The organism is Micromonospora sp. NPDC005252 (genome assembly GCF_042872475.1).
GTDB lineage: Bacteria > Actinomycetota > Actinomycetes > Mycobacteriales > Micromonosporaceae > Micromonospora.
On sequence record NZ_JBIAKN010000002.1, the window covers coordinates 761828 to 773736 of the forward strand.

Here is an 11909-nt window from a genome sequence, read left to right on the forward strand (position 1 = left end):
GTGATCAACTACGGCTGCGGGGCCCTCGTTCGAGGCGGGCTCAGCCGGCGCGCAGCTCCTTCAGCACCGCCCCGGCGGCACGCCAGCCGCTGGCGAGAGCGCCCTGGATCGATGGACTGTCGCGGTGGTCACCGGCCACGAACAGCCCCTCCCCCATTGACACGGGCTTGCGCAGCCGCCCCTGCGGCGGCGGCGCGGCGGGCAGCGCGTCCGGGACGACCACTGTGGTGAGGTGGGTCCAGTCGGCGGTGGATCGACCGTACAGCCGGGTCAACTCGGCCCGGATGGTCGACTCGGGTGGGGCCGTCGGACCCACCACCGACGTGGCCACGAGGTGCCGTCCGGCGGGCGCGTACGTGCTGGCGGCGTTGCTGAGCACCACCGTGTTCGCGACGATCTCCCGCCGGTCGCCGTCGACGAGCAGGATCGGCTCGGCGAGCGGCGGCTCGGGCGCGCTGTGGTAGTACGTGGTGTAGCTGTGCATGCGTACCGTCGCCAGGGCCGGCAGCAGCGCGGCCGCGGCGGGCGGGTCGACGGCGACCACGACGGCTCGGCAGCGGATGTCGCCGGCCTGGGTGCGGACCCGGCCGGGCGCGACCTGCGCGACCGGGGTGTCCCGGTCGAGCAGGTCGGCGGGGAGCGGGTCGGCGATGGCCCGGGGCAGCGCGGCCATCCCCTCGGCGGGCAGACCGATCCGGCCCCGGGCGAACGAGCGCAGCACCATCGCGAGCACGTGGCTGGAGGTGGCCAGCTCCCGGTCGATGAACACGCCGGACAGGAACGGCCGCAGCAGCTCCTCGATGATCGCGTCGGAGAGACCGGCGCGGCGCAGCGCCGTCTCGGCGCTGGTCTCCGGCGCGGAGAGCAGCCGGGACACCGGCAGCGTGGCGCAGCCGGTGGCGAGCGCGGCGAAGCGCAGCCGGTCGAGCAGCGAGCCCACGCCGGCCAGCGCGGTACGCGGCCCGCCGGCCGGTTCGCGCAGCGGGTTGACCAGCCGTAGCAGGTCGTCGCCCCGGCGCACCAGCACCCCGGACGTGAAATAGCCGAGGTTGAGCCGGTCGGTGTCGAGCAGCGTGCCGAGCCGCGGGTAGGCCGTGTTGAGCACCTGGAAACCGCGGTCGATCAGGTAGCCGTCGACGACGTCGGTGGCGACCCGGCCGCCGAGCCGGCCGCCGGCCTCCAGCAGCCGCCAGGGCACGCCGGCGCGGTGCAGCCGGCGGGCGGCGGCGAGGCCGGCCAGGCCCCCGCCGACGACGACCACGTCGGTCTCAGCCAGCATCGCGCGCCTCCCGCTCGCCGTTCGCCCGGGACAAGCGGCCCGGCCACCAGATCTTCGGCCCGATGTCGTACGCGAGCGCGGGCACCAGCAGCGACCGGACGATGATCGTGTCGATCAGTACCCCGATCGCGACGGCGGTACCCAGCTCGACGAGCACCACCAGCGGCAGGACGGCCAGGGCGGAGAAGGTCGCGGCGAGCACGATGCCGGCGGAGGTGATCACCCCGCCGGTGACGGCGAGGCCGGCGAGCACACCGGCGCGGGTGCCCCGCTTGACCGACTCCTCGCGGACCCGGCTCATCAGGAAGATGTTGTAGTCGATCCCGAGGGCGACCAGGAAGACGAACGCGAACAGCGGGAACGACGAGTCCACGCCGGGGAAGTCGAAGACGTGGCGGAACAGCAGCGCGCAGAGACCGAGGGTCGCCGCGAAGCTGAGCAGCACCGTGCCGATGAGCAGCACCGGAGCGAGGAGGGCCCGCAGCAGCAGGGCCAGGATGACCGCGATGACCACCAGCACCACCGGGATGATGACGTTCTGGTCGCGCTTCGCGGCGTCCGAGGTGTCCACGTTGATCGCGGTGAAGCCGCCCACCACGGCGTCCGCGCCGGGCACCTGGTGTACGGCCACCCGCAGGTCGCGGATGGTCTGCTCGGCGCCGTCGCTGTCGGGCGGGTCGGCGAGCGTCGCCTCCAACTGCACCCGCCCGTCGACGACCTTCGGGGCGGCGTTCTCCTCGGGCGGGCCGGTCTGCGGGCCGCTGGAGAGCGGACGGACGTCGGCGACGCCGCGTACGCCCTGGGCCACCTGCGCCACCTGCCGTGCGCTCTGCTCGGTGGTGAAGATGGTTGCCGGGCTGCCGGTGCCGGCCGGGTAGTGCCGGGCGATCACGTCCTGGCCGTCCACCGAGTCGGTGCGCTGGGTGAACAGGTCGGACTGACCGAGGGTGGTGGCGCCGAGCTGGGTCAGGCCGAGCGTGAGGAGAGCCAGGACGACGGCGGTGCTCAGCCAGATCGGTCGGGCGTGCCGGGCCACGAACCCGGCGATGCGACTCCAGATGCCGTGCTCGGCCCGCGGGTCGGCCTGGTCGGCTCGGGGACGTCGGGGCCAGAACGCCCACCGGCCGCCCAGCACCAGCAACGCCGGCAGGAAGGTGAGCATCACCAGCAGGGTGGCGGCGATGCCGATGGCGGCGACCGGGCCGAGCGCCCGGTTCGAGTTGAGGCTGGACAGCAGCAGGCAGAGCAGGCTGACGATGACCGTGCCGCCGGACGCGATGATGGCCGGCGCGGCGCCCCTCCACGCGGTGCGCATCGCGTCCCAGGGTCGGTCGTGCCGGTGCAGCTCCTCGCGGTAGCGGGCGATCATCAGCAGCGCGTAGTCGGTGCCGGCGCCGAAGACCAGCACGGTGAGGATGCCCTGTGCCTGGCCGTTGAGCTTGACGATGTCGGCGTCGGCGAGCAGGTAGACGAAGACCGAGGCCAGCGCGTACGACATTCCGGCGGCCAGCAGCGGAAAGATCCACAGGACCGGGCTGCGGTAGACGATCAGCAGGATGATCAGCACCACCACGAGCGTGACGAGCAGCAGTGGCCCGTCGATGGCGGAGAAGACCTCGATCAGGTCGGCGAGCAGGCCGGCCGGGCCGGCGACGTCCACGGTAAGCCCGTCCCGGTCGCCGCCGGCGATGTCGCGCAACTGTTCGACGACCGAGCCGATCTCCTCGCCCTCGGCGTCGTCCACCGGCACGACGACCTGGAGTGCCTGGCCGTCCTCGCTGGGAATCGGCGGGGGCAGCGGGTTGACCACGCCGGGCACCTGGGCGAAGCGGGCGGCGTCGGCGCTCACCCGCTGCCGGTCCGCGTCGGTGATCCCCGCGGACCGCTCGTAGACGACAAGCGCCGGCACGGTCTGCCGGTCGACGAAGCCACCGGCGAGGTCCTGGGCACGGGTCGCCTCGGCGTCGGTGGGCAGGAAGGCGGCGTTGTCGTTGGTGGCGACCTCGCTGAGACGCCCGGCGTACGGGCCGGCCACACCGCCGATCACCAGCCAGGCCAGCACGACCGCCACCGCGACCAGTGTGGCCCGGCCGAAGCCGCCTCGTCCGGACATTGCGCTCACCCCAAGAATCGACGCATCAATCGACGCAGCGGGAGTCTAAGTCGACATCGACCATCCTGCCGGGCACGCGAGCCGCAAGCGGCCCAAACCTCCCATTCCGCCCCGCGCCCCGCGCCCCACGCCCCACGCCCCGCGCCCCGCGCCCCGCGCCCCGCGCCCCGCGCCCCGCGCCCCCAAGATCGTCACAACAACGGGGATGTTGCTGCCTCAGGCACGCGGGAAGCAGCAACATCCCCGAAGTTGCTGCCACGATCGCGCGGGCAGGGTTCGGGCCCGCCGAGAGGAGCCGCCGGGGGCGGAGGGCGCGGGACGTGGGGACAGCAGAAACGCCCGTCGGCGTGCTGCCGACGGGCGTTGGTGGAGAAGCTCCCCCGATTGGACTCGAACCAATAACCTGCCGGTTAACAGCCGGCTGCTCTGCCAATTGAGCTACAGGGGATCGTGCACCGCCTGGAACCGGATCTCGCCGGTGCCCTGCGACGGGACAAGAGTACAGGACATCCCCCGGTGGTGGTCCAGTGGGTTGCACCCGCAGCCGCCTTGATCCAGATTCGCAGGTCAGCGCCACGGCCTGATCGCAATCGGGGCAAATCGCCATCCCGGCACAAGCAGGCTTGAGCGGGGAGCAGGATGGGTAGTTAGCTGCGGACAGAGGACGCAGGCGCGAATTTGTCGCGCCCGACGGGGCAACCCGGCGGGGGCGACGGCGCGTCAGGTACGGAAGGAGCCGCCATGCGCGGAAAGATCATGTTTCTTGGCGGGCTGGCTGCGGGATTCGTCCTGGGCGCCCGTGCCGGCCGGGAGAAGTACGAAGAGCTCGTGGTTCGGGGCCGCAAGGTGCTCGACCACCCGACCGTCCAGGAGGCGGCCGGGGTCGCGCAGGCCCAGGCCAACCGGCTCTACAGCGAGGGCAAGGACAAGCTCGGCCAGTCCAAGCTGGGCGAGAAGCTGGGCAACGGCAGCACCGGCAAGCAGGAGCTGACCGCCGCCGACGACGCGTTCGCCGGCACGCCCGCCACGGTGGGCGCCAAGGCGGGCTCCGGCTCGACGGGCAGCAGCACGGTCGGCACGACCTCCGGGTCGCCGTCGGCCACCACCCCCCGCACCAAGCCGTCCGGCTCGGGCACCAACGGCAGCACGCTCTGACCCATCCGCACGTAGACGGGCCGGTCGCCTGACGGCGACCGGCCCGTGGTCTGTCCGAACGGCAATCTGCTCCGAGCTGTGGTCAGTCCTTGCTGCTGAACGCCGCGTCGAAGGCGGCGCTCGGGGCGTCGAAGGCGAGCCGGCGGACGAACTGCAGCGCCTCCGGGGCGCCGACCAGGCGATCCATCCCGGCGTCCTCCCACTCGACGGAGATCGGGCCGGTGTAGCCGATCGCGTTCAACGCCCGGAAGCAGTCCTCCCAGGGCACGTCGCCGTGCCCGGTGGAGACGAAGTCCCAGCCGCGACGCAGGTCGGCCCAGGGCAGGTGCGAGGCGAGCCGGCCGCGCCGGCCATCGCCGGTACGCACCTTCGCGTCCTTGCAGTCCACGTGGTAGATCCGGTCGGCGAAGTCGAAGATGAAGTTCACCGGGTCCAGCTCCTGCCAGACGAAGTGCGACGGGTCCCAGTTCAGCCCGAACGCGGGCCGGTTGCCGATCGCCTCCAGCGTCCGCTTGGTCGTCCAGTAGTCGTACGCGATCTCGCTGGGGTGCACCTCGTGCGCGAACCGCACCCCGACCTCGTCGAACACGTCGAGGATCGGGTTCCACCGATCGGCGAAGTCCTGGTAGCCGCGCTCGATCATCGACGGCGGCACCGGCGGGAACATCGCCAGGGTGTGCCAGATCGACGACCCGGTGAAACCGACGACGGTCTTCACCCCGAGCTTCGCCGCGGCCCGCGCGGTGTCCTTGATCTCCTCGGCGGCCCGCTGGCGGACCCCCTCGGGCTCCCCGTCGCCCCAGATCCGGGCGGGCAGGATGTCCTGGTGCCGCTCGTCGATCGGATGGTCGCAGACCGCCTGACCGACGAGGTGGTTGGAGATCGTGAAGACCTCGAGGTTGTGCTTCGCGAGCGTCTCCCGCTTGCGGTCGACGTACGAGTCGTCGGCGAGCGCCTTGTCGACCTCGAAGTGGTCGCCCCAGCAGGCGATCTCCAGACCGTCGTAGCCCCACTCGGAGGCGAGCCGGCAGACCTCCTCGAACGGAAGGTCGGCCCACTGGCCGGTGAAGAGCGTGATGGGTCGCGCCATTGTCCTTCTCCCCTGATGTGATGGGGATTCCGTTGTGCGGACCGGGGCGAGGGTGACCGGTCAGACCGGTACATGGCACCGAGGCGGAACACCGGTGGATGCCGAGCGCACCTGAGCCCGCCGGGTTGCGCCTCCCACCGGGTCACCGGCCACCGTCACGGTCGCCACCTCCACCCTATTTCCGTTGGGCCCCATCGCGAAAGCCCCGGATCGTCACTCGGCCGCTTCTTCGGGCGCGGGCAGGACCGCCCGGACGGTGAACCCGCCGCCGGGATTCGGGCCGGCGGAGAAGGTGCCACCGACCCGCTCGGTGCGCCCGCGCACCGCGGCCAGCCCCCGCCCGGCGCCCCGGGTCTCCCCGGCCGGCGTCGCGGCATTGGCGCCGTCGTCGCGTACCTCGATGGTGACGCCCTCGGCGTCGTAGCGCAGCCGGACCGCCACCGCCGCGCCGGGGGCGTGTCGACGCGCGTCGGCCAGCGACTCCTCGATGATCCGGTACGCCGCCACGTCGACCGCGCCGGGCAGCGGCCGGGGTGCCCCGCCGAGGCTCCAACGCACGGGCTGGCCTGCGGCGAACTCCTCTGCCAGCGCGTCGAGACGGTTCAGGCTGGGAGCCGGCCCGGTCAACGGGTCGGGCTCCTCGGCCCGGTGCAGCGCGCCGCGGAGGCGGTCTCCCTGCGACCGCACCACTCGGCGCCATCGCGCGAAACGCCCCATGCTGGTCAAGGTACGGCAGCCGGCTGAGAGTAGGCCTCCGGCGTCCAGGCAACGCGCCCAGCGGCTCCGGCCGCTCCGGCCGCTCCGGCCGCTCCGGCCGCTCCGGCCGCTCCGGCCGCTCCGGCCGCTCCGGCCGCTCCGGCCGCTCCGCGATGGATTGTCGAGAGGGGTATACCTGTGAGTCATAAATATGACTCACAGGTATACCCCTCTTCGGTGACATTGGCCTCGGCAAGGACGCGCCCGGTGAGGCGGAGCGCGTTCGCCGACGCTGCGGTTGCCACCAGGAGCGGGTGGCGTCGGGAGCGGGTGGCGTCGGGAGCGGGTGGCGTCGGGAGCGGGTGGCGTCGGGAGCAGGTGGCGTCGGGAGCAGGTGGCGTCGGGAGCAGGTGACTCGCAGGCGCCGCCGGCCGTGACCGGCGGCGCCTGCGCGTTCAGTGAGCCCGGTGGGCTCGGCGCGTTCGGCAGGTCAGGGCAGGGTCCACTTCTGGTTGGCCGCGCCGTTGCAGGTCCAGAGGTGGACGATGGTGCTGTCCGCCGAGTTGTTGCCGGAGACGTCCAGGCACTTGCCCGAGGACGTGTTGCGCAGGCTGCCGTCGGACTGGGCCGCCCAGTTCTGCGCGCCGGTGCCGTTGCAGGTCCAGAGCTGGATCTTGGTGCCGTCGGCGGTGCCGCTGCCGGACACGTCGAGGCACTTGCCGAGCGCCTTGATCGTCGAGTTCGGCGTCACGGTCCAGGTCTGCGCCGTACTGCCGTTGCAGGTGTAGATCTGGATCTGGGTGCCGTCGGCAGTGGCGCCGCTGCGCACGTCCAGGCACTTGCCGGCGAGGCCCTTGACCGGGCCGACCCCGGTGCTGCCGCCGGTCCCCTTGACCAGGGTGAAGTCGTCCACGTCGAAGAGCCCGGTGCCGCTACCGCCAAACGTGAGGTAGAGGTTCTGGGTGCCGGACGGGACGTTGGACAGCGTCGTGGTGACGTTGGCGAACGTCGTCCAACTGCCGGTGTTGGGCACCGTGACCGTGCCGAGCACCGGACCGGTGGCCGAGCCGGTGCGGACCTGGATGGTGCCGCCCGCGCCGCCGGAGACGACCCGGGAGGTGAACGAGGTGACGCCGGTCAGGTCCACGCCGTTGTACGCGGCCCAGTCACCCGGGTCGATGTAGCCGACGGTCTGACCACCGTTGGCACCCGCCTTGGTGAACGCGGAGACCCCGTTGGCCGAGCTGAACGACTCGGCCTGGATGGTGGTGTTCCCGCTCGGGGGAGGCGTGGTGCCCAGCTCCTTGATCCGGATGTTGCGGAACGAGGCGTCGTCACCGGTGCCGTGGTTCTGGATGCCGATGTGGCCGGCCAGCGACCGTACCGGATTGGTGTTGGTGAAGTCGTTGATCTTCACCCCGTTGAGGAAGATCTGCAGCCGCTCGCCCTCGACCAGCAGCTCGTAGGTGTTCCACTCCCCCGGCGCGTTGAGCGCCGCGTCGCGGGCCGCGAGGTCCGCGGACTTGAAGGTGTAGACCGAGCCGGTGGTGCGGTCCGCCGCGTCGGTGGCGTCGATTTGGATCTCGTAGCCGTTGTCGACGGCCGACCACGGGTCGCTCGACGGCGGGAAGCCGATGAACACGCCCGAGTTGTCGTCGCCGGCCAGCTTCCAGTCCAGCTTCAGCGAGTAGTTGGTGAACTGCTTGGCGCTGTACCAGTACAGGCCCATGCCGCCCACCGAGGTGAGGGTGGCGTCGGAGTTGGTGAAGTTGCCCGGCCCGGCCTGCGACCAGCCGGTGGTGGAGCCGTTGTAGAGCGGGGTGTAGCCGGTTTCGGGCCGGCAGTCGGCCTTGCTCCGACCGGCCGCGTACCGGATGCCGCCGAGCAGGTGGGCCCGGAACGCCGGCTCGGCGTACGACGCCTGGGTGTGCCCGCCGCCGGTGTAGAAGGACCGGCCGCCGCTGTAGCTCTTGCACCAGGAGTGCGGGTGGTCGGCGCCCATGCCGCCCCCGGAGTACGACGATTCGTCCAGGGTGGCCAGCACGTGTGCGGTGGACCGGGCGTTGGTGCGGTAGTTGTACCACTCGTCGGTGCGGGTCCAGGTCTGCGGCAGGTGCCCCGTGGCCGCGTTCCCCCGGTCCTCCACCTTGACGTTGGCCTGCTGGATGGCCGGGTGCGAGGCGAACCACGCGCCGACCAGGTTGCCGTAGAACGGCCAGTCGTACTCGGTGTCGGCGGCGGCGTGCACACCCACGTACCCGCGGCCGGACCCGATGTACGACTCGAAGGCGGTCTGCTGGGTGGCGTTGAGCACGTCGCCGGTGGTGTTGAGGAAGACGACCGCCTCGTACTGGGCGAGGTTGGCGGTGGTGAACGCGGCGGCGTCCTCGGTGGCGGTCACGGTGAAGTTGTTCGCGGCGCCCAGGTCCCGGATGGTCTGGATGCCGACCGGGATCGCGTCGTGGCGGAAGCCGGCGGTCTTGGAGAACACCAGCACGTCGTACGGGGCGTCGGCGGCGCTGGCCGGGGTGGCCGGGGTGGTGCAGGCGATGACGGCGAGGACGGCGGTGGTCGCGCCGAGGACGGTTCGCAGGAGTCTGCGCATGTCGCTCTCCTATCGACGGTGGGGAGGGGCTCCCGTGTGGCGGGAGCCCCTCCGCTCAGCTCAGGGCAGGGTCCACTTTTGGTTCGCGGCGGCGGTGCAGGTCCAGAGGTTCACCACGGTGCTGTCCGCGGAGTTGCTTCCGGAGACGTCCAGGCACTTCCCGGACGCCACGTTGCGGAGCGTGCCGTCGGCCTGCCCGGCCCAGTTCTGCGCCCCGGTGCCGTTGCAGGTGTAGAGCTGGATCTTGGTGCCGTCGGCGGTGCCGGCACCGGAGACGTCCAGGCACTTGCCCAACGACTTGATTGTGGAGTTCGGCGTGACCGCCCAGGTCTGGGCCGCACTGGCGTTACAGGTATAGATCTGGATCTGCGTGCCGTCGGCGGTGGCGGCGTTGCGTACGTCGAGGCACTTGCCGCCCAGGCCCTTGATCGGGCCGGTCCCGCCGACGGGGGCCGAGCCGGTGGTGAAGGTGAACGCGTCCAGGTCGTAGAGCGCGCCGGTGCCCGTACCCGCGAAGGTCAGGTAGAGCGTGGTGGTGCCGGTCGGCGGGTTGGTGATCGCCCCGGTGACCGTGGTGAAGGTCTCCCAGCCGCCGGTCACCGGGACCGTGGCGGAGCCGAGCACCGTGCCGGTGGCCGAGCCGGCCCGCACCTGGAGGGTGCCGCCGGCGCCCGCCGAGGAGACCCGGGCGGTGAACGAGGTGACGTTGCCGAGCCGGTACGGCTGGAACGCGATCCAGTCGCCGTCGTTGATGTCGCCGACGGTCTTGCCGCCCTCGGCCGGGGTCTTGCTGAACACGTTGATCCCGGACGAGCTGCCGAAGAACTCGGCCTGGCGGTGGCGCGGCGGCAGCGTGTGCTGGGTGTGCGTGGTCAGCCCACCGGCGTCGGTGTACTCGGCGTCGAAGATGGCGAAGATGTTCGCCGCGTCGTCGTGCTCACCGTCGACCGGGATGGTGATCGAGCCGGAGCAGCCGGTCTTCGAGGTGATCTGGTGCCCGTGCTGGTCGTGCCCGAGCACGTAGGTCATCTTGACCTTCGTGCAGTCGATCGTGCCGTCCTCCGGGTCGGTCACCGTGATGCTGTACGGCACGGTGTCACCGAAGCTGAACAACTGCCCGTTGCCGGGGTTGTTGATGGTCACCGTGGGCGCGGTGTTGCCGACGCTGATCTGCACGCTGGCGCTGCCGGTGGCGCCCTGCGGGTCCCGTACGGTCAGCGTGGCGGTGTAGGTGCCGTTCGTGCTGTACGTCTTCGTCGGGTTCGCCGTCGTGGAGGTGGTGCCGTCGCCGAAGTTCCACGAGTAGGTCAACGCCCCGCCCTCGGGGTCGGACGAGCCGGCCGAGGAGAACACCACGGTCAGCGGGGCCGCGCCGGAGGTCTTGTTCGCGCTCGCCGCGGCGCTGGGCGCCCGGTTGCCGCCGCCGACGTAGTCGAAGCGGTAGAGCGCCGAGTTGGCGTCACCGTTGAAGTAGCCGGTGCCGTAGTCGAGCACGTAGTACGAGCCGTCCGGGCCGAAGGCCGAGTCCATCACCTGCTTGCCGACCCAGGGAAAGGCGTCGATGGTGCCCCGGGATCCGTCGGAGTTGACGTGGATGGGCTTGATCCAGCCCCGGCCGAACTCGGTGGCGAAGAACTGGCCATCGAACGACTGCGGGAACTTCGTGGTGGAGGTCGACGAGGCGTTGTAGCGGTAGACCGGGCCGGCCATCGGCGACTCGGAGCCGCCGCCGAACTCGGTCGGGGTGCCGGCGTCGCCGGCGTACCGGATCCAGGCCGGCTGGGCCGGCGGCAGGGTGGTCAGGCCGGTGTTGCGGAACGAGTTGTTGGTCGGCCCGCCGGCGCAGTTGTACTTCGCTCCGCTGGCGTTGGTGGCGAAGTCCCACTCGTTGTACGTCTCGGTGGTGGTGTTGGTGCCGGTGCAGTACGGCCAGCCGAAGTTGCCCGGCGCGGCGACCCGGTTGAACTCGACCTGGCCCGACGGCCCGCGGGTGGAGCTGGTGCTGCCGGCGTCCGGCCCGTAGTCACCGACGTAGACGACGCCGGTGGCCTTGTCCACGCTGATCCGGAACGGGTTGCGGAACCCCATCGCGTAGATCTCCGGCCGGGTCTTGGCCGTGCCGGGGGCGAACAGGTTGCCCGACGGGATGGAGTACGTGCCGTTGGCGTTCACCTTGATCCGCAGGACCTTGCCCCGCAGGTCGTTGGTGTTGCCGGCGCTGCGCTGCGCGTCGTACGCCGGGTTGCGGTTGGTCCGCTCGTCCAGCGGCGAGTAGCCGGCGGACTCGAAGGGGTTGGTGTCGTCGCCGGTGGACAGGTAGAGGTTGCCGGCGGCGTCGAAGTCGATGTCCCCGCCGACGTGGCAGCACAGACCGCGGTCGGCCGGTACGTCGAGCACGTCGACCTTGCTGGCCTGGTTGATCGTGAAGTCGGCGTTGAGGGTGAACCGGGAGAGGCGGTTCACTCCCTGCCAGGCCGAGAAGTCGGTGCCGGTCGCGGGCGCGTCGCCGGCGGGGGTGGACAGCGGCGGCGCGTAGTAGAGGAAGATCTGCCGGTTGCTGGCGAAGTTCGGGTCGACGCCGACGCCCTGCAACCCCTCTTCGTCGTGGTTGTAGACCGACAGGGTGCCGATCACCGACGTGGTGCCGTTCGCGTCGGTGCGGCGCAGCGTGCCGTTGCGGGCGGTGTGCAGGACCGAACGGTCCGGCAGCACGGCCAACGACATCGGCTCACCCATGTCGGACACGCCCCGGGCGAGTTCGACCTGCTGGAAGTCGGTGGCGTTGATCGTGTGCGCCTGGGCCGGTGTCGGGCTGGCCGCGAGCGTGACCGTGCCGGCCGCGGCCACGAGGAGCAGGGCCGATCCGGTGGAGAGCCATCGTCGGGATCGACGAGGGGGTGCGTCCTTGTTGGACATCTGTGCTGTCCCTTCCTGACGAATGAAGCCAGGCCGGGCGCGCGCCGTCGCGCCG

Annotated in this window: 7 protein-coding genes and 1 tRNA gene; 1 reads left to right on the forward strand and 7 read right to left on the reverse strand. The window is 71.3% G+C overall.

Annotated features, from left to right (window positions below):
* Window positions 1-40: 40 nt before the first annotated feature.
* The 3 genes from ACFYPH_RS09315 to ACFYPH_RS09325 all read right to left on the reverse strand — a co-directional run bounded on the left by ACFYPH_RS09315 (window position 41) and on the right by ACFYPH_RS09325 (window position 3840).
* Window positions 41-1279, reverse strand: a complete 1239-nt coding sequence (locus ACFYPH_RS09315; RefSeq protein ID WP_387180453.1) for an FAD-dependent oxidoreductase — start codon at window positions 1277-1279, stop codon at window positions 41-43.
* A complete protein-coding gene (locus tag ACFYPH_RS09320; protein ID WP_363940424.1) occupies window positions 1269-3392 on the reverse strand; it encodes an MMPL family transporter in 2124 nt (707 codons plus the stop codon). The genes ACFYPH_RS09315 and ACFYPH_RS09320 overlap by 11 nt, the downstream gene beginning before the upstream one ends.
* A gap of 375 nt (window positions 3393-3767) precedes the next feature.
* Window positions 3768-3840 (reverse strand) — tRNA-Asn (locus ACFYPH_RS09325).
* 293 nt (window positions 3841-4133) lie between these two features.
* Between ACFYPH_RS09325 and ACFYPH_RS09330 the strand changes: the two genes are divergently transcribed.
* A complete protein-coding gene (locus ACFYPH_RS09330; protein ID WP_354854578.1) occupies window positions 4134-4547 on the forward strand; it encodes a hypothetical protein in 414 nt (137 codons plus the stop codon).
* 82 nt (window positions 4548-4629) lie between these two features.
* Here the strand turns inward: ACFYPH_RS09330 and ACFYPH_RS09335 are convergent, their stop codons facing one another.
* The 4 genes from ACFYPH_RS09335 to ACFYPH_RS09350 all read right to left on the reverse strand — a co-directional run bounded on the left by ACFYPH_RS09335 (window position 4630) and on the right by ACFYPH_RS09350 (window position 11854).
* Window positions 4630-5637, reverse strand: coding sequence for a sugar phosphate isomerase/epimerase family protein (locus ACFYPH_RS09335; protein ID WP_354854580.1), 1008 nt, complete (start codon window positions 5635-5637; stop codon window positions 4630-4632).
* A 213-nt stretch (window positions 5638-5850) separates the two neighbouring features.
* Window positions 5851-6354, reverse strand: coding sequence for a sensor histidine kinase (locus tag ACFYPH_RS09340; protein ID WP_387180458.1), 504 nt, complete (start codon window positions 6352-6354; stop codon window positions 5851-5853).
* 469 nt (window positions 6355-6823) lie between these two features.
* Complete coding sequence (locus ACFYPH_RS09345) at window positions 6824-8938, reverse strand: ThuA domain-containing protein (RefSeq protein ID WP_387180460.1); 2115 nt, start codon at window positions 8936-8938, stop codon at window positions 6824-6826.
* Between the two features lie 60 nt (window positions 8939-8998).
* Window positions 8999-11854, reverse strand: a complete 2856-nt coding sequence (locus tag ACFYPH_RS09350) for a PQQ-dependent sugar dehydrogenase (RefSeq protein WP_387180464.1) — start codon at window positions 11852-11854, stop codon at window positions 8999-9001.
* Between the last annotated feature and the right edge of the window lie 55 nt (window positions 11855-11909).

What these genes read in the sequence shown, in the direction of transcription:
- ACFYPH_RS09320 (WP_363940424.1), bottom strand. Translation starts at nt 3,392, where the DNA reads ATGTCCGGACGAGGCGGCTTCGGCCGGGCCACACTGGTCGCGGTGGCG.
- ACFYPH_RS09315 (WP_387180453.1), bottom strand. Translation starts at nt 1,279, where the DNA reads ATGCTGGCTGAGACCGACGTGGTCGTCGTCGGCGGGGGCCTGGCCGGC.
- ACFYPH_RS09340 (WP_387180458.1), bottom strand. Translation starts at nt 6,354, where the DNA reads ATGGGGCGTTTCGCGCGATGGCGCCGAGTGGTGCGGTCGCAGGGAGAC.
- ACFYPH_RS09335 (WP_354854580.1), bottom strand. Translation starts at nt 5,637, where the DNA reads ATGGCGCGACCCATCACGCTCTTCACCGGCCAGTGGGCCGACCTTCCG.
- ACFYPH_RS09350 (WP_387180464.1), bottom strand. Translation starts at nt 11,854, where the DNA reads ATGTCCAACAAGGACGCACCCCCTCGTCGATCCCGACGATGGCTCTCC.
- ACFYPH_RS09330 (WP_354854578.1), top strand. Translation starts at nt 4,134, where the DNA reads ATGCGCGGAAAGATCATGTTTCTTGGCGGGCTGGCTGCGGGATTCGTC.
- ACFYPH_RS09345 (WP_387180460.1), bottom strand. Translation starts at nt 8,938, where the DNA reads ATGCGCAGACTCCTGCGAACCGTCCTCGGCGCGACCACCGCCGTCCTC.